The organism is Gemmobacter megaterium, from assembly GCF_900156815.1.
GTDB lineage: Bacteria > Pseudomonadota > Alphaproteobacteria > Rhodobacterales > Rhodobacteraceae > Wagnerdoeblera > Wagnerdoeblera megaterium.
Map to the genome: position 1 here is coordinate 598,364 of NZ_FTOT01000001.1, position 18,831 is coordinate 617,194.

Annotated in this window: 11 protein-coding genes; 3 read left to right on the top strand and 8 right to left on the bottom strand. The window is 59.4% G+C overall.

Translation table 11 applies throughout. The features are described from left to right. Positions 1 to 6: 6 nt before the first annotated feature. From pglZ to BW970_RS02800, 6 genes are read right to left on the bottom strand one after another with little or no spacing between them, the layout of a single operon-like run. On the bottom strand, positions 7 to 2,514 hold the full coding sequence (pglZ, locus tag BW970_RS02775) for a BREX-1 system phosphatase PglZ type A (protein ID WP_076528446.1): 2,508 nt from the start codon (positions 2,512 to 2,514) through the stop codon (positions 7 to 9). Then, the gene (gene pglX / locus BW970_RS02780; protein ID WP_076528448.1) at positions 2,507 to 6,052 is read right to left on the bottom strand and encodes a BREX-1 system adenine-specific DNA-methyltransferase PglX; all 3,546 of its coding nucleotides are present in this window, start codon (positions 6,050 to 6,052) and stop codon (positions 2,507 to 2,509) included. Before pglX ends, pglZ begins: the two co-directional genes overlap by 8 nt. Then, positions 6,052 to 9,591 (bottom strand): BREX system P-loop protein BrxC, encoded by a 3,540-nt coding sequence (gene brxC, locus BW970_RS02785; protein WP_076528450.1) that lies wholly within the window; start codon positions 9,589 to 9,591, stop codon positions 6,052 to 6,054. Before brxC ends, pglX begins: the two co-directional genes overlap by 1 nt. Before the next feature lie 3 nt (positions 9,592 to 9,594). Next, complete coding sequence (locus BW970_RS02790) at positions 9,595 to 10,197, bottom strand: DUF1788 domain-containing protein (RefSeq protein WP_076528452.1); 603 nt, start codon at positions 10,195 to 10,197, stop codon at positions 9,595 to 9,597. A 2-nt stretch (positions 10,198 to 10,199) separates the two neighbouring features. Then, entirely contained in the window at positions 10,200 to 10,802 is a 603-nt protein-coding gene (locus BW970_RS02795; protein ID WP_076528454.1) for a DUF1819 family protein, read from the bottom strand. Next, the gene (locus BW970_RS02800; protein ID WP_076528456.1) at positions 10,799 to 11,701 is read right to left on the bottom strand and encodes a BrxR family helix-turn-helix transcriptional regulator; all 903 of its coding nucleotides are present in this window, start codon (positions 11,699 to 11,701) and stop codon (positions 10,799 to 10,801) included. Before BW970_RS02800 ends, BW970_RS02795 begins: the two co-directional genes overlap by 4 nt. Positions 11,702 to 11,811: 110 nt before the next feature. Here BW970_RS02800 and BW970_RS02805 point away from each other — a divergent pair, with 110 nt between their 5' ends. Next, positions 11,812 to 13,032 (top strand): exonuclease SbcCD subunit D, encoded by a 1,221-nt coding sequence (locus BW970_RS02805; RefSeq protein ID WP_083701102.1) that lies wholly within the window; start codon positions 11,812 to 11,814, stop codon positions 13,030 to 13,032. Between the two features lie 17 nt (positions 13,033 to 13,049). Next, a complete protein-coding gene (locus BW970_RS02810) occupies positions 13,050 to 16,760 on the top strand; it encodes an AAA family ATPase (RefSeq protein ID WP_076528458.1) in 3,711 nt (1,236 codons plus the stop codon). A gap of 38 nt (positions 16,761 to 16,798) precedes the next feature. Here the strand turns inward: BW970_RS02810 and BW970_RS02815 are convergent, their stop codons facing one another. After that, positions 16,799 to 17,776, bottom strand: coding sequence for a LysR family transcriptional regulator (locus BW970_RS02815; protein ID WP_076528460.1), 978 nt, complete (start codon positions 17,774 to 17,776; stop codon positions 16,799 to 16,801). A 207-nt stretch (positions 17,777 to 17,983) separates the two neighbouring features. Here BW970_RS02815 and BW970_RS02820 point away from each other — a divergent pair, with 207 nt between their 5' ends. Continuing rightward, complete coding sequence (locus tag BW970_RS02820) at positions 17,984 to 18,613, top strand: TetR/AcrR family transcriptional regulator (protein WP_076528462.1); 630 nt, start codon at positions 17,984 to 17,986, stop codon at positions 18,611 to 18,613. On the opposite strand, the gene BW970_RS02825 is transcribed toward BW970_RS02820, so the two are convergent. Further along, positions 18,608 to 18,829 carry a DUF2274 domain-containing protein gene (locus BW970_RS02825; RefSeq protein WP_020818575.1) on the bottom strand — a complete coding sequence of 74 codons (222 nt, stop codon included), beginning with the start codon at positions 18,827 to 18,829 and terminating at the stop codon, positions 18,608 to 18,610. The genes BW970_RS02820 and BW970_RS02825 overlap by 6 nt on opposite strands. Between the last annotated feature and the right edge of the window lie 2 nt (positions 18,830 to 18,831).

Consider the following 18,831-nt stretch of genomic DNA (forward strand, 5'->3'; position numbering starts at 1 on the left):
GGCACCTCAGAAATCGAAATCTGTGCTAATCCCGCGTTTCAGCAGCAGCGGCTGCGAAGCGTGATCTTCGAAATGGCTGGTCTTGCCGATGCGCGTACGCAGCTTCAGGAAGACTGTCTGATTGTTATAGGCGTCTGCCGCCTTGGACAGCAGGAAGCTCCGCGATAGCTCACGCTCGCGCGGGTTCTCGGACGCGAAATCGAATTCCAGCTCGGCTTCGTCAGAGATGAGCGTTCCATCGTCGGCAAAGAGGGCTGCATGCACCTGCCGGGGCTGCTGCTTCTCGGTCACTGGCTCTGCCTGATAGAAGGTAACTAGGATCTGGCCCGTAGTGATCTGGGCACGAGCTGGCGGAATGATCTGCACCGACACCTGCCCGACATCCTCCTTGCGCTGCTTGCCCACTCGCAGAACCGGCAGGACGATCTCCTGCAGGCTCGCCCCGCCGTGGACAAAGCGGCTGCCTGATCCCTTTACGCGCAGGCGGTTGATCGAGTTCGGGATCAGGATGTCCTGATCACCCGCCAGGCCAAGCTGGGCGGCCGTGAACTTCTTCATGCCACCGCTGCTGCTGAGGCCCCGTCCGATCACATAGCGCCGGTTGCGCGTAACGATGTCGCCTTCCGGCTCGCTCAGCGCAAAACCGCTCTCTTCCAAAGCCTTGTGCTGCCACAGGAAGCCGTGGTCGGCGGTGATCAGGATGTTCGAGAAATTGGCCGAGGTCAGCTTGCGCACCAGCTTCACCAGATCCTCGAGGGCGGTCTCTGCCGCTGCGGGAACATTCTCCTCGGTGGCGAGCTTGTCGCCGATCGCGTCGATCTGATTGTGGTAGAGATAAAGAATATCATGATCCCGGAAGAGGTCTTTGCCCTCTGACGATCCATGATTCATGAAATCCTTCGCCGCCAGAACCTTTACCCGGTCTCCAGCCCTGCCAGCAGCCAGCGCCTTTTCACGGGCGGCGGCGCCCATGGTGCTCTCGCCGTCCAGCAGCACCAGATCATTGTCATCGCGGATCGCCAGTTGCCGGTGCGGCAAGAGCGCCGCCATGCCTAGCTGGGTATAGCTGGGCAAGGCCCCGATCATCGGCTTCAGATCGGCATCAAACCGGTTGAGCTTGCGGATTTCGCGCAGCGCCTCTTCGGCCACCTCATAGCGCAGCGCGTCCGAGATGATGACCACGACCTTCTGGTCTTTACGCCTGAACTCTGCCGCCTGTTCGCGGTAGAAATCCACCTGCCGCGGAAAGCCCGGAACCGTCCAATCCGTCAGGCGGGCAACCTGATCCTGCCAGGCATCGTTCAGCTTCAGCACGAAATTCGTGGTGTAGCGGTTCTCGACCGCCTCATAGAGCGCGGATAGCAGCCCTGACTGCCCGCTTTTCTGCATGTGATAGATGAACTTGCGATAGAGCTGGTCCAGCCGGAACCAGCTTGCGGAATAGCGCTTTACGCCATCAGACAGGCTGGCCATCGTCAGGTCGGCTTCGGCCAGAGCCTGCTGGAACTCGGTCGCATAGCCGATGGCCTGATAGACATCGGCGTAACGGCCATACCAATGGCTCTGACGGCGGTCGCGCACCCATTTCAGCACATCTGTCGCCGGCAGGCTTTGCTGGGCCAGCCCCTCAACGATGGCGACGACGATCCTCCGGTCCACCTCCTCGAAATGGTCATGCGGGATCAGGACGCGGAAATCGCGCGAGGCGAGATTGTCCCTGATCTTCAGCACATCCTGATAGTCGCCCGACAGCTTCTCGAACGCCTCACCCCACCGGCGCGAGGCGCTCCAGCGACGGAACATCAGCGCGGCATCGGTATTCAGGGGCGCAGTCTCCCCCATGGCCCGCGCCCAGGCGCTAGAAAACAGCGTGATGGCGAAATCCTGGAAATCAGGATCGGCCGCCGCATAGCCATAGCGCGCCGAAACCTCTTTCCAAAAAAACTCCGACAGCCCGACCCGGTCGATGAGCCGCAGCGCATCGTCCTGGCCGTCTGCCAACTCGGCCAACAACACCTCGATCACTGTATCGAGGTCGCCATCCGCGCCAGCGCAGACCGCCAGCATCTTGCGGCGAACATCGTTGGCGCTTTGTGACGGGCGCTCGCGCTCGATGGCGCGCAGGGCTTCCAGCCGCTTGCCGGAACGGTAGAATTCGGCGTGATCGCGCACGGCGGCTTCGTATTTCGCCGGAATGCCCAGATCCGCCACCCAGATCGCTGCCTGATCGGCGCGAAAGACGGCGCTGGCCAGTTGCACATCCAGCAGCCAGTTCTCGGGCATCGGCGGCTCGGGGCCGTCCTTGTAGAGCAGAAACCGCCCCTTTGGTTCCTTCCGCAGCATGCGGTATTTCAGGCCGAATTCGTTGTTGGCGATCTCCACCTTGGTCACGTCGGGCAGGTCCACCGCATCGAACGCCGCGCGCAGATCGCGGGCGGCGTCATACCAGAAGACGATGCGATGGCCCTGATCCTCATAGAGCCGCATCAGGCCGGCGGTGATGCGGTCAGTCATCCGCAGCCTCCAGGCCCTTGATCGGCTTCAGAGCACCGGCGAACAGCGGATAGTTGCGCTTCACCCCGTCATCCAGATCGATGGCGATCTTTTGCTGCGCCATCGGATAGACGACTTCGCGTTCCCATTCGGTCAGCTCGGCTATCTGCTTGATGACCGTAGCCGTTTCCTTCTGCGCTTTTGTTTGCTGGGCGGGCGTGGCTGCAGGATCGACGGCCAGCTTTTCCAGCCGGGCGCGCTCCACCTCCAGCTTGTGGATGAATTCGCGCACATATTGGTTCAGTACGACCGAGACCGTGTCGGGCCGGTAGCGGTGCATATAGATCAGCGCGTTGAAGCTGCCCTTGGGGCTGGAGAACATCCAGTAGATCGGGCGCTTCTTATAGCGACGCACATGATAGTCGAAGAAATCCTTCGTGAACCAGCGGCGCAGATCCTTGCCGAGTGCCTTCTCGATGAAGGCAAGGTTTTCGCGGAACTTCGCCTCGCCAAAGGTGACACGCAGGAAATCGCGGGCGCGGGTGACGATATCATCGGCGAACCAGTCGGCGTCCAGCACCGGGATGACATTGTCGCGGTCTGGCGCGAAGCTGGGTTCCGGAACGCCTTGTTTTTGCAGGGTGGCCAGATACTCCTCGATCCCTTCGCCCTGATTGGCGAGGATCAGGCCGGGGGCGTCGAGGCTATAGCGCCCGAACATGCAGCCCACGGCATAGTGAAGATATTCCGCCACCGTATCCTGCAATAGCCGCGCCTCACGCTCCTCTTCCGCGCCCTTCATGCCATAGCGATAGGCTGGGTTACAGGTGAGGGTAATTTCCTCAATCGGCACTTCGGGGGTGAGTTCGTCAGGAAGGCCATAGGCGTCGATGAAGATACGGTTATTCTCTTCCTCCAGCCGCTGCATCTCATCCATCATGCCCTGCCAATGAGCGCGGAGATTGGCATAGCTGTCCGCCAGCGTTTCGCCTCGGTGATCGGGCGAGAGCAGCGGGAACGTGGTGAAATCCCAAGAGGTTTCAAAGGCGTCCCAGTCGGATTTGGCGAGTTCGATCAACGACGCAATCAGAGCTTGATTTGTTTTATTTTCTAAGCCCTCGGCAACTGGAAATCGTGCTAAGTCCCCAGGCTGAAATGCCATGGTAGGATTTAGAATTGGCACAATTTCGGCGCTTACCTTAGAGCAAAGAAGACCCAACAAATCTTGCAGCACTTTTGTATCTGCAAACATAGCGCTACCGTTGGTGTCGAAAATGGTTCCAGATGGGTTGAAGCGAAAGCTTAGGCCGCCGGAAGTGATGCGAGACCACTCTACCGAAGGTTTAAAGAAGTCTGCCTCATTGGAGATCTTCCAGCCTAAGTTATCCCAGCTTAATTGTGGGTACTTTTCAAGGGTATGCTTCTTTATCTCAAGCCCGTCGTTCTCCCAATTAACGACATAATAGTTGTTTCCAAACCATTTCCTAAACTCGCCGCCTTTTTTGTAGGGAAACCACTTTGCGGCACTTTGGATCGCATACTCTTTGGACTCTGCTTTCATCTCTGATTTTTGTCGCGATACCTCAAACCAGTCTCTGATGAAACGGTCGTTGTCTCCGGTTCTCATACCAAGTTTCGGCTTAGAAACTTCCCCTAATGCACGGCTTTCTCGAAAAGTGCGCAGCATCTCATCTGACAGCCAGTAGGCTATCGGTGTTCCTGGGATGTCAAAAAAGTTGGTTTGGTTGGCGACGAAGCTGCCGTATTCAGAATCTCTGAAGAGACGCTCGATGGTTTCGGGCTTCCTAACATCTACATGTCGTTCAAATAGTCTTCGATATCTACCTGTCAGGTTTCCAGAAGTGGACGACCTACAAACGAACGCAACGCTTCCAAAATCTGATCCAAAGATACCGCGCCCAAGGTGAAGGAGCGAGCCAAAACAGCAACGCTGAAGCATGCTGTTGCGGAACTTTTCGAAAGTACTGAGGAACATCCAAGACGGAAGGTTAATCATCCCCCAGTAACCGCTTTTTTGGTTTAGTTCTGTACACCGCTCCATAAAACAGGTCATCAGATCGTTCTTGGAAGTTTTGAACCGCTCTCCCAAAAATGCAGAAAGTTCTTGGTTCATACCACCCGCGCCCATGTACGGCGGGTTGGCGACCACGACGTGATACTTCGGCGTCAGCGCCTCGGCCATGCGCAGTACGGCTACGACACGCTCCTGCACCTCCTTCAGCAGCAGGTCGGAACCAAACTCCCGCGCCTCGACCACCCTCAGCGTCTCGGCCGGATCGCGCAGCTTCGGCACGATCAGCGAGCCGAAGTTCTTTGCCTGCTCGAACTGCCCCAGCGTTTCGCGCAGTTCATCCGTGAACAGATCTTTGCCAACCACGGCGGCCACGTCTTGCATCTCGGCAGGGGTGAAGCGCACGTCCTGCAGCACGACGATGCCGGGCTTTGCCTCCATCCGCAGGAACCGCCGCCGCCCCAGCTTTGCCGCCGCCTTCATCGACAGCGCAAAGGCCGCCAAAGCGCCGGCACGGTCGTCAATCTCAATGCCTGTCAGGTTATGCTGCAGGATCAGGCCGGGGATCTCGGCCGCGTCATGGCCTTCCTCGGCATAGATTTCATAGAGCAGGTCAAAGGCATAGGTCAGCATATGGCCCGAGCCGCAGGCCGGATCGCAGATGCGGATATCCTCGGGCCGGGTGATGCGCAAAAAATCCGTCTCCGGCTCTTCCGGCGCGATGTAATAGTCCATCTTCGCCGCCAGCTTCGATTGCGGGCGGTTCAGCAGCCACAGCCGCCCCAGCGAATTTTCCACCAGATAGCGGACGATCCAGTGCGGGGTGAACAGCTGCGTCGCGGCGGGGATATTCTCGGCCGTGATCTTCTGGTTTTTCTTCAGGCCCGCAAAAACCTGATCCTTCTTTTCGCTGATATAGAACTGGTAAAGCCAACCGATGATTTCGACATCCTGGCAGGCATCTTCAGTCATCACCTCGCGCAGGCGGGCAAGGATGCTGTCCGGCGACAGAAGATCGTCGGGCATCAGCAGTTCGGTATAATCCTCGGCCCGGTCGAGCATGTCGGCACGCTCGAACATATAGGGCATCGCGCCGTGCCATTCGTTGCAGGCATGGATCAGCAGCAGCCGATAGGCCTCCGCCTGCCCGTCATGGGCGGGACGCGTGCCGTTCAGATATTCGGCGATCTCCGGTCGGGCGCGATCCGGTAGATTGCCCGCCATCGCCTCCGCCAGAATCTCGGGCCGGGTAGCGCCATCGGCGGGCGATACGACGCGCGGGTTGGTCAGGCCTGTCGCATCCATGAAGCGCAGCGCGGTGAAGCGGTTGAACCATGTATAAGCGGACTGTTCGATCACCTGGGCGCGGTTGCTGTTGGCGGCCGCTTCCAGCCTGGCAATCGCCTTGGGATGCTCGCGGCGAGCTGCCGCGCCCTCGGCCAGCACCATGTCCAGCCGGGCAGTGACCTGATCGATCAGCAGGTTGCGCGCGCTTTGCGCGAATTTCTTCAGGGCGTTGGTATCCATCAGACAATCACTTTCTTGCCCGCGCCGATCTCGGCCAGCAGGGTCTTTTTCATCTCATCGAGGTAGCGGGTCACATCGTCCTCATCTTCGAGATAGGTTTTCGCGAAGGGGACGCTGATCGACTGAGCCTTGATATATTGGGGCTTTGCCGGTGCCGGCGGCACATATGGCTTGGCCGGGGCTTCGGCCACGCCGCCGGCAGGTTCGGGCTGCGGCGCGGGCGTCGGCGCCGGTGCAGGCGTCAGTTCGGCGATCCGCGTCAGCGTGTCGGCCAGAAGGTTGGAACGCACCTCTGTCGCCCGATTGCGCAAGGCCGGGATCAGGGTTTGCGAGGCTACGCTGGCTTTCTGCGCGGCAAGCTCATCGCGAATACGCGTCTGCTGATCTGGCGGTAGCGCACGGAATTCCGAGGTCTGGGTGGTTTTCTCGGCCACCTCGTCAATCGCCGCGATGACGGCGTTGCGCTCGGCCAGAACCGTTTGTTCGATGCGCTCCTTCAGGGCGTAAAAATCCGCTTTCAGTTCCTGAATCGCGGTGCCCTTGAAGCACTGCGGATCGGCCAGCGCCTGGCGCAACGTATCGGCGGCAGGAGCGTCGGCAAAGGCAACGTTCTGATCCTGTGCCGTCAGGAAAGCCCGCACCTCGTCATAGATGCCCTTCTGCGGTCCGGACATAAAGCTGCGGACCTTGTCGAGGATATCCTCCTTGGCATCCAGCAGTTGATCTTCCTGTCCAACCGGGCCGGTAATGAACCATGTCGCCGACTGGTCGCGCATGCTGTCGAGCAGAGTTCGCAGAGGATCGAGGGCCGCAATAAAGGGATAGCCAGCCGACTGCCGGCCAAGGCTCTCAAGTTCGCTGGTCAGCTTGCGCAACTGCACCTGCCACTCTGCCCCCAGACTGCGGGCGTCATTGCCCGAGGCGGGCAGATCGAACAGTGCCCGAAACAGCTCGCGCGATTTGCGGATCTGGGCGCCGGTGAACTCGATCTGCGGAGAGAGCAGAATATTGCCAAGGGCATGGCTGTTGCGCAGCCCCTGCACCAGAGCATCCCCTTCCAGCAGAGCACTGTCGGCCCGTGCCTCAAGCTTGCCGCGCGCAACAAGGCTCGCGGTCAGGCACAGCACCGCTATGGACGGCCAGCCATAAGGTTTGGCGCCAAACTTCTCGACCAATGCCTTGACCGAGACTCGCGTCCCGAGGCGCATCTGAGCCTGAGCGTGATTCAGCACATCCTGCTCGGCTTCAGTCAGACCGCTGCCTTCGCCGCCGAAAAGCCCGCCATCGATACGGCCCGCGCGTCCAAGATCGGCTTCGGTGTAGGTAGCGCCGCGCAAGACAGGCAGGCTGGTGTAGACCTTGTCGACCAGGACCTGGAAACCTTTGACCAGCCGTTCCTGCGGGTCTTCACCTCCGATTTCCAGTTCGGCTCCACGCACGAAAAGGCGAGCATCCGCGATCAGAGTGCGGAGACGCTGCACCAGTTCCTTTTCGCGTCGTGTATTCTGGTCACGCTTTTCCGCAATGATGCGATCTCGGCCGGGCTGAGCGTCACCGCTGGTGACCTGACGGGCAAATTTCACGGTCTGGAGCCAGAGGACGAGATCGCGCGTGAAGCGCACATCACGCCCCAGCAGGACAACCATCTCATCGCTTGCCATGCTGTTCGAGCGAACTACATCCGGCGCGTCGGAATCGTCGCTGAAGGGCGAGACGATATTCACCGAAAGCTCATGCTCCCGGTTCAGGCTGTGCCCGTCGAGCTTGCGGGTAAAAGCATAGTCCACACCCGTGCCGGCATGCTTGATCTTGCCGTGACGAAGGATCGCTCCAAACGCCAGTTCATCGAGCTGTCGTTCGATCTCGGCGGGATCGACGGCAATTGCCTTAATCTCGGCCTCGACGTCCTTTTCCTCATTGGTGAGGAATTCATAGACCTCGCCATTACGCTGGATCAGCGTCTGGCGTTCCAGAAGCGACAAAGCCTCTTCGATATTACGGCGCTGCTCGGTCTGGTCCGCCTCGAACCGGGACAACAGGAGGATCGATATGTTGCGGGCAGTCGGCTTGAATTCCTTGACGTATTTCACAAGGAACAGGACTTTCAGAACCCGAACGGCGAAATCATCGCCAAGGTTCTTCTCGGCCAGCTGGATCGACTGCTGAACCGAGGATTTGAGGGCAGTGCGAATCCCCTCGAACATCAGGTCGAAGGTCGCCAGCCCCCCGACTGGCGTATCCGCCAGCTTCTTGGCTACCTCCTGAAACACCCCCAGCATGGAGCGTTCGCCGACCGAGCTATGCTTGCCCTCAAACGCGTTGTGCTGCGAGAGGCCCATGATCGCGCGCTGGAACAGATCATACTGGTAGTTCGGGAACGGGTAGCTCGCGACGAACTGCTCCTTTCCGGAAAAGTTCCTGAACTTGAAGGAATTATCGCCGAAATCGAACAGAGTACGCAGGTTGTTCTCCTCAGCATCATAAAGATTGCCAAGGGTGATCTGACCGGCCTCGGTCTTGGCCAGAAGGCGGCGCTGGATGACTTCGGCTACATCCTGGGAGTTCAGCGGCATCCGGTTGGCGAAGCGCGCCTGGATTTTCGAGAAGTCATTCTCCTGCTGCGCCGTCAGATCACCGATGACCGAACCCATGTCCTGCTGGGCGGTGACAACAATCCAGGCCTGTCCCTTGCACTTCGTGTTCAGGCTTTCGGCGATGGTCTGCAGGTTCGTCATCAGTTTGACGTTGTCGGCGATATACTGCCCAACTTCGTCAACGAAGAAGTTCAGCCGGAACTTCGGCCCCTGCGCATCGATCCACGATTTCACCATGTTGGCGAAATCTTCGATCGAGACCTTGGTATCCTTGCGGTACTGGCCAAGAATATCCTTGACCTCATCGCCCGTGACCTCGGCGAAGGCGGCGCCAATGTGCTTGCCTTCCATCAGAGCCTGTTCGCGCCCGCGCTCCCAGGGCTTACCGGAAGACTGCTCGAAAGCCGCCTTGAAGGCATCAAGCTTCCCGCGGCTGTCCAGATCTCGTTCGAACTGCGCGATATGCGGGAGTTTGCCGTAATAGCCGCACATCTCGTCAAAGACCTTCTGGAAGACGGCCAGAAGCGCATCGACATCCGTCTTCGAGATCACATCCGCCTTCTGGTCGATATTGAACAAGACCGACCGGGACGGAATCGACACTGCCTTGCGCAAGGCCCCCGCCAGCATCGGGTTGCCTGCGAGCTTTCGCTCAAAGATTTCGACGGCGCGCTGCCCCTCGACCTCGTCGTTCTCCAGAAGGAGGGCGAGCATCTTCAGCAGGTGAGATTTACCTGATCCGAAGAAGCCCGAGATCCACACGCCGTTCGCGGTATCGTAATTGTTGTAGGCGTCGAGGAATTGCTCCAGTCGGGCGCCGATCTCGTTGGTGATGACATATTCATCGAGCTCGGTCAGGAGGCTGGCCTTGTCGTCAGCCTTGATCACCCCATCGATCGAACGGTCGACCGGCTTGGCAAAGATGTCACGTAGAAGAGTAGCCATCGGTCAGACCTCGTAATTCATGATATTGAACGCGCGGTAATATTTGTCGTCATGCAGCAAGCCGAACAGTTCCAGCGATGCTCCTGTCGCCAACGCGTGCGTGTATTTCCCCGGAAAGAACATGACCGTCGGGCGGTCTTTCGCGGTGCTTTGCAGGTTGTTGAGTACGTTGTGCGACCGCAGGTAGGGGTAAACCTCGCCTACGCCTGACAGGAAGATCACATCGTGCGGGACGTCGTCGATGCGCTGCGCAATCTCTGGAATGAGGTGCGCCTGCGGGTCCAGAACGCCCTGCAACAGCTCCTTGAGCTCCGCCTTTTCCGTTTCGGCTTCAACCTCAAGGATCTGCTCGAAGATTCCCCGGTCTTCGAGGATACTGAGTGAAAGGTCATAGAGATCGATATCGAGTACGCGCACGCCAGCGTGGCCCAGCCGGGCGATCAGATCCTCGCGATCCTCGCCCAGGCTCAGTCCGTCTTCGGCATCAAAGGCGCAGATGAAAAAGGGAACCTCGTTTCCCAGCCCTTGCTTTTGCAAGAACCGATCACTGGAAATTACCCTGAATAGGTGCTCGGCGCGGGCGCGCCGATCAGTTTTCGTGCCCACAATTACCCCCCATTTCCGGGAAAGACCCGCAAGTCCGCCGGATTACTCTCCTCAATCAGCCGCTTCATGCGCCCCGACAACCAGATCGGCTGAATTCTGCCCTCGACACTTCTCAAGCCAGCTTCACGCAATATCCGAAACAGGACCTGACGCAATTTCGCACAGGTTGAAGCTGAAAGCTCAGCGAGGCCAGGATCACTCTCGGCTTTCTCCGCGAGAAAGCGGTCAAAAACCTCATGACCCAGGTCAAGCCGCCATGATTGGTAGCGTTCGCTGATCACGTCGACTGCGAATTCGTATACAAAGCGATAGGTCCGGCAGATCGCCAGCCACACCATCGCCTGCTGCTCAGCGCGGTCAGCCTCTGCCGACAGGTAATCGCGTTCGGCATTGGATAGATGACCTATCCGGTCGTACACTTCACGAAGCGTGCGGGTTTGAGAGGCCAGTTTGGGCAAGGACGACGCGCCTTGGGCCAGCAAGCGCTCACGAGCAGACGCCCAGCTTTCGCCGGGTTGATAGCCTTGAGCAATCGCGAGGCTCTCATTGAGCATGAGCCCGCCCACACCAAAGGACATCCGGTATTTCGGTACGGCAGACATCATCGGGGCGCGACCCCGCTTGCCATGTCAGCGTCATCGAACTCATGCTGAGCACGCTCAAGGGCGGCGGTAACCTCCTGTTCGTCTGCTGCAACGATATGCTGGGTCCGGGGGTCTCGCAGCCTTGCCCCTTCAAGGAGCCCCAGCCGCTTGAGCACATAGAACAGCATGGCATAGCGAACTGTGAGTACAGCGCGCCCATCCACCATGTTGTAGTCCTTCGCGACCACCGCCTGCTGACCGGCCGACAGTTCGGGATGCGGCACAATGATGATGCCGAATGATTCTTGCCACAGCCTGTCCTGAGCCGCACCGGCACCGGGCTCACCGAACTCGCCGTATCCAAGGACGCGCGAAAGCAGGAAATCCTTAAACCGAGCCGTTTCATGGCACCAGGCTCGAACATGCCAGCGCAGACCATCAAAGCCAAAGGCATGAGGGGTGATCCGCCGCCATGCGGGATCGGGTCGATCGCGGTTCATGGATTGGTAGTGAAGCTCGAGCGACCTTCCATCCCGCACTGCCGCCAGAATTGAACGCAGAACTTCGGTATCGATCTTACGGCGCAAAGTAAGTGCGATATCCATGTCAGGCGGGGTGGAAAGCCAGTTCGAGCCTGGCTCGGCGAAACCTTCCGCCATTGAGCGCAGCCGCATGAGATAGGCATCCGGATCCGGATCAAGGAACACCGGCCGAAATTCTGGCCCGGCAACGTAGCGGCGCGCGCTTTTGTCATAGACCGCGTTCAGCGGCGCCCGCTCCTGATAAAGGGTCAAATCCTTTGATGCCTGCGGAACCGAAACGCCAAACGTATCGATCAGGTCAGAGCGATTGACGCCCCCCTCCCAGAACAGGCGGAATTCGATGAACTCCAGCCGCCTCTCGACACCCCATTTCAACATTGTTCGTCCCGTCGCTCTCACGAGGATATAAAATATATGGACAACCTTGCGCTGCCCGTATACTTTCTATTCTGACATGCATCCAACTGTCAAGTCTGGGGAGAGGCCTGATGCGAATTCTGCACACTGCTGACTGGCACATCGGTCAAACGCTGAATGGCTGGTCGCGCGAGTATGAGCATCAGGTCTTTTGTGACGCTCTGCGCGATGTGATTGTTACAGAGGGCGTCGACGCGCTCCTGATTGCCGGCGACGTGTTCGATGGCATCAATCCGTCAGGTGAAGCGCAGCGTTTGCTTTATGCCGCGATCGCCGGGTTTTTGCGTGCAAATCCCCGGCTGCAAATCGTGATAACGGCAGGCAACCATGATCCGGCGCAGCGGCTTGAGGCACCCGAGGCCGTTCTGAACGAGCTTGGCGTACATGTGCTCGGCACGTTGCGGCGCGATTCTGCGGATGTCGATTTGCAGCGCCATCTTATTCCCTTGCGTGACAGAACTGGAACACTACGGGCGCACGTTCTGGCTGTGCCCTTCCTGCGACAGGCTGACCTGCCGGGGCTGCAATTCGGGGCGACCGGTGGAGCCGAGTCCGCGGTTACCGCCGCGGTTCGCGCATTACATCTTGCCATGTCAGGTGCCGCGGAGACACAAGCTGGCGGACTGCCAATCATTGCCATGGGGCACCTTACCTGTTCGGGTGGTCTCGAATCCGAAGGAGCAGAACGACGCATTCTCATCGGCGGCGAGCACGCGGTACCGCCTGACATCTTCCCGCCAGCCCTGTCGTATGTTGCCCTTGGCCACTTGCACCGGCCGCAATCGCTTGACGGCGGTAGGGTACGTTATTCCGGTTCACCCTTCCCAATGTCCGCCGCAGAAATCGGCTATGATCATGGTGTCACGCTGCTCGATCTCGACGATGGGTTCGCGCCCCGACACATCCCTCTGCCTCGGCCCGTCCAAATGCACCGCCTGCCAGCCACGGGCGTCGCGCCGCTGGCGGAAGTTGCCTCAGCCCTGAATGCTTTAGACCTGCACTCCGAGACGCCGCGCAACGCGCAACCGTTTATCTATCTGTCCCTCATTGCAGACAGGCCGATAACTCAGATGGCAGCCGAGGCCGAAGCGCTGATCGAGGCACTTCCCGTTCGGCTTGCTGGCCTGACCATTGCGCGGTCTGAGGCTGAAAGCACGCGCGAAACACCGCCGCCGAACCTGGCAGACACCTCGCCGGAGGATTTATTCCTGATGGCATTCAACCAATCCCACGGCGTCAACCCGGACGCAGCGCATCTTGCCGCCTTCCGCGATGCCCTGTCCGAAATCTGAAGCTGAGTTCTGATCCCATGCGCATCCTCTCCATTTCGGGCCAGAATATCGCAAGCCTTGCCCAGCCGTTCGCTATCGACTTCACCGCAGCACCATTGGCGGGCGCTGGTCTGTTCGTCATCACCGGCGAGACAGGGGCTGGCAAATCCTCGATCCTGGACGCCATGTGCCTGGCGCTTTATGGCGATGCCCCGCGCCTGGCAGGATCCGCGGGCGACGAAGTCCCCGATCCGTCCGGCAAGGCCATCAAGGCGCGCGATTCCCGCGCCATCTTGCGTCGGGGTGCCGCCCAGGGTTGGGCCGAGGTTCGTTTCACCGCTCGCGACGGACACGATTATGTCGCCCGTTGGCAGGCGCGCCGCGCCCGCGATAAGGTCGACGGGCAGTTGCAGAACGTCTCACGCTCGCTGGCTCGGATCTCTGACGGGCAGGTACTGGCCAGCCAGATCACAATCGTCAGCGACCAAATCACCGAGCTAACCGGCTTTTCCTACGACGAGTTCCGCCGCACTGTCTTGCTCGCTCAAGGCGACTTCGATGCCTTTCTTCGCGCCGACACCAATGATCGCGCGGGCCTGTTGGAGAAAGTGACGGGCACTGGGCTCTACCGAGCGGTATCATCGCGGATCTATGAACGCACCGAGGCCGCCCGTCAGGCGCATGGGGTGCTGATCCAGCGACGCGAGGGCCATCAAATATTGACGGATGAGGACCGTGCAACACTGGAGGCCGAACGGCTTGTCATAACCGAAGCCAATCAGGCAGCAGGTGCAGAGGCCAAGACCCTCAAGGATGCCTTGGCATGCCATACCCGTTATGCTGAAACATCCCGGCAAGTCGGGCTCGCGGAGTCCACGCTCGAACAGGCTGTGACCAGTCAGGCCGAGGCCAGTGTTGATCGCGCACAACTCGCCCGCATTGACCAGGCAACCCCGCTGCGCGCTCAATGGCAAACCCTGCGAGATGCCAGGGACCGGGTAAAAAATGCCACCAGCTCAGTAGCGGCAACCACCGAATATTCCAACGACACTGCCGCGAAAGCCAATGCGCTACAGGAAGTGACCCGGCAGGCGGAGGACGAACACACAGCGCGCGAGAATGAGTTCAAGATATTTGGCCCGCTCTGGGATCAGGCCGCCGCGCTCGACAGTCGTATCACTTCCGCCACGACTGAGGTGAAAACCGCCCGTTCGCAAGCTGAGGCATTGGAACAAGAAGCCGAGCAGGCCCGAATTGCGCTTCAGGACTTGCAACAAGAAGATTCCAAAGCCCGCGAAACTCTGCAGGCGACCGAAGCGGAACTCGCCGAACGTTCCTCTGATTGTGCATTGGCCGATAACTGGTTGCAAATCCGCCAGCATATTGTGGCGCATGACGAAGCGCAGTCCGCGCTGACACGGGCAAGGAGCAACAGTGACACCCATCAGGCTGAGATCGAGCGATTGACCGTCGCACTGGCCGAACTCGCCACCCGGACCGAGAACGACACGGCAGATGAAGTCAGGCTGACCAACGAAGCCGCCAACCTGGCAGGCCGCCTCAGCACACTCGAGACTACTCATCCGCCGGAAAGAGGAAGTGAACTTCAGACGCTTGCCACTGCCCTTGCAGATATGCGCCGCGCCGAGCAGGAGCACGGTTCTGCCCGATCGGATTTTGCGGCGGCAGAAAAAACCGCCGAAACTGCAAAAGAGGCCCTGGCCACTGCCCAAGCCAAAGCAGGCGCTGCTGCCGAGGCCATGACAACCGCGAGCGCGCAGGTCGCGGCCCTAATCGCTCCTACCGAACGCGCTGACATAGCGGCGTCGGATGCCGCGCGAGAACTGCGCTTGCGGCTGGAGCCGGGAGAACCATGCCCGGTTTGCGGATCCCCTGAACATCTAACGCATGCCGATAGCGCACTGGCCGAGCTGGCCGCAGGGCTACGCGCCGACCTGGCTGCGGCACGCGCAGCCGTCGAGAATGCTCGCAATGAACAGGCCGCGGCACTGCGCGCTCAGGATCGTGCACAGGGAGAGTTGGAACACGCCGGAAGGAATGCGCAGACAGCCGAAGCGATGATAGCCACCACATGGGCTCATTGGCAGGATGCATACAACCGGGCGTTGGCCGTACCAAATTGCCCCGCTCTGCCCAAGGAACCCGGCGAAGATCGCGCATATCTCGCCACTTTGCTGGATACGACAGAAACCGCTCGGCAAGCCGAAGCTGCAGCTCAAGTGGAACTTTCCAGACTGCGGAACTCACTGGCCAGCACGACCAGCCAGCGCGAAGGTTTGCGCAAGATCATTGCCGGTCATACCTCCGCGCGCGAAACTTGGAACGGCGAGCTTGCCAATGCGACCAGCCTTCAAATGCTGGACCTGCGTGCAGCCGAAACCGCTGAAGCGGAGAGTCTTCGTCATGCTACCGCGATTTCTCCGATTCTGGAGCAGGTAGGAGAAAACCTGGCCATTCCCGGTCTGTCGGGTCGGTTGGAAAGCCGGGTCGCGGAAGTCACCCAGCTACGCAAGGTTCGTGATAGCAACTCGGCCACACTTGTCGCGTTGGCGCCCCAGCTTGCAAAGGCGGAAAGCCGGTCTGAAAACGCCGCAAAACAGTTTGGCGAAGCGAATGAAGCTGTCACGGCTCGATTGAATACGCTGCAGACCCTCCAGGACGAACGTGCACCTCTTTTAGGCGGCGAAGTTACTGCCACGCATCGTACCCGTCACAACGAAGCACGCAAAGGCGCTGCTGCCGCACTGGATGCGGCCCGAAATGCTCTGGCGGAAGCTACGGCTGCCTGGGCCGCTGCTCGCGCCAAGGCCGAGGCCGCTGCTACTGAAATGACGGGCGCAAATCAGGCGCAGGAAATCGCACAGTCGGCGCTTGCCGAGGCATTGGCCAGCACGGATCTGGCCCCGGCTGATCTGGACACTCTTTTTGGTCTCCCGGCAACGGACGTCGCCAACTTGCGTCAACGGCTTCGTGCACTCGACGATTCCGTCACTTCGGCTCGCGCCACTTTGGACTCTCGGCGCAAAGATCACGCCGACGCTGAAGCTGCTGGCCTGCCCGAAGATCCACCCGAGGCTCTGGCAGAGGCACTTTCGGTGCTGGATGCCGCCAACCAGACGCGCGCTGAAAGGATCGGGGCAATCGACGGGGAACTCCAACGCGATATTGCAGCGCGGACCGCGCTTGCCGGGCTGGAGGTGGAAATTGCCCAAGCTCGCTCCGAACTGGATATCTGGGAGGCTGTAAACCACGCAGCGGGTTCTCGCAGTGGGGACAAATTTGCCAGGGTCGCGCAATCCATCACGCTGGACGTGTTGGTCGATCACGCCAACCACCATCTGTCGGACCTCAATCCGCGTTACCGTCTGCGCCGCGCGGCTGATCTCGCACTGCAGGTCGAAGATTGCGACATGGGCGGCGAGGCCCGTGCCACGCGTAGCCTTTCAGGCGGCGAGCGCTTCCTGGTGTCGCTCGCCCTTGCGCTCGCCCTTTCGCGAATGGGCGGCAAAGGTGGTCTCGCGGCGACATTATTCATCGACGAGGGGTTCGGATCACTCGACGCAGGCAGCCTGGACCTGGCTATTGATGCACTGGAAAGCCTGCAATCCCAGGGCCGTCAGGTCGGTGTCATTAGCCATGTCGAGGCCATGAAGGAGCGCATCCCCACCCGAATCGCCGTGCACAAACAGGGGGGCGGGAAAAGCGCCATCGAGGTCTGCCAGGGTTGAGGTGAGCAGCGGCCCGGCGCCTCCGACCGAACAGGCCCTTAAACCCTATTTCCTCCCGGAAAACCTGTCATCGAGCGAGCCAAGCTCATCAACCGTCGACATGCCGGATTATCGTTTTGGGCAGACCAGACCATGCTGAACGGCAGGATCTCACCCGCAAGTTCCCGATAGGTGACCCCCGGAAACTGCGCGACGGTCGTCGCTTCGCTCGTCAGAGTGAGGCCTCGACCGAGAGCGACAAGCGATAGAATATTGTCGCGGCCGACCTGCTGCGATTGAATGTCGAGACCGCGTCCGAGGCCGGCAAGATGGGCCACCAAATAGTCATGGATCTCCTGTCCCGGCGCAACATCGCTCACGATGAACCGCTCGGATGCCAAATCGGCCCATCCAAGGTCGGGTTTGTTCGCCAACGGGTGATCATCGGGCAGCACCACGAAAACCTTTTCGCACCACATATGCTCGGCCTCACAGTCATCCCAGGCCGCCGTTCCGGTGATGAATGCGACATCCAGGCAAAGTTTGCGCACTGCAGCGACGTGTTCAGGTGGATTGCCATCAATGATGTCTACATGCACCTTCGGGTGACGCTCCCCAAAATCACGCAGCAGATCGAACAGAAATCCTGACGCGAGAGATGAAAATATCCCTACCTTGATAAGGCCTTGTTCCGCCCGGCCAACCGCTGCCACCTTGGTCACCCCGATGTCGATCTGACGAAGCGCATGGCGGGCGTTGCGCAGGAATTCCCGCCCGGCAACGGTCAACCGCACCCCACCAGCATGACGCATGAAAAGCGACGCCCCGAGTTCATCTTCGAGATCACGGATTCGTCGGCTGATGGAGGATTCCTGCACAGAAAGCGCGGCAGCAGCCTTGCGAAAACTCCCATAATCAACGGCGGCAACAAAATATCGCAACTGGTTCAGCCGGACCGCAGATGTGCCGGGTTTCCCCTCAACGACCTTTGTGAGGCTATCATCAGGCGAGGTCTGATTGTTTCCGATCACAGCCATGGTGCATCATCCGAAACAGCGTTCGGTTTCTGACGGGCACCCCGCCATCATCAGCGCGAAAATCGATCTGTGTGCGTTCATCGGCTCTCCGCACATCCTCAAACTAAACGACGTTCAGTTACAGAATGCTGCTTCTTGACATCCAAGCCGTCAACGAAAAAAGTAAATGTCGTTTAGTTTTTACGACAAGTTGCAACAGGCATCGGAATGGCCCGTCCCCGGAAAGAGCAAGACCTTGATATTGCTCGTCGTGCGATCGACGAAACGATCCGGCTGCTGTCAGAGCGTGGCGACCTCGACGTACCGCTGACTGCGGTCGCGCATGCCATCGGTTGCACAGCACCAGCGCTTTACGGCCATTTCCGCAACAAGAGCGCCTTGCTGCGCGCCGTTCGGGAAGAAGGGTTCAACCGGCTCTACAGAGAAAAGCTGGCCGTCTTCGAACAGATGCGCGGCAATCCATTCGGCTATTTGCGTGATGGCAGCTATGCCTATGTCCGCTTTGCACTGGAAAGCCCCACGCTGTACCGGCTGATGTTCACACCGCCGCCACGACTCGGAGGCAGCGATGATCCATGGTCGGGCGCAGCTGGAAGACAGATACTAAATCTATTGCTGACGGGACTTCGCTGCTCTCAGGACCAAGGTTTTTTGCCCGGCATGGATCTGAGCCGCTACAGCTTCATGTTCTGGTCAACGGTACATGGCGCGGTGAGCCTCACCCTTCAGAACCGGGAAATGGACCAGTCCGTTAAATGGAACGCGGCGCGCGAGGCCGTCGACACGCTCATGGAAATCATCGCCGCGACGCGCCATGAATCGCGCAGCACCTCATGAGCGCGATCTTCGGGCACTGGCAAAACCCCGATCCGTGGCGATGAACCGTTCCAACATCGGCACAATCAGCCTGACAGGATCGGCAGCGGGCTGGCCGGTTTCGCGAGCCAGCACTTCGGCATAGGCGACAAGATCGCGATGCAGCGGCCCCGGCAGTTCCACGGTCACCTTCACGGGCTTGTCTTCGATGAGGGGGCCGAGTTTCAGCTTCGTCATGG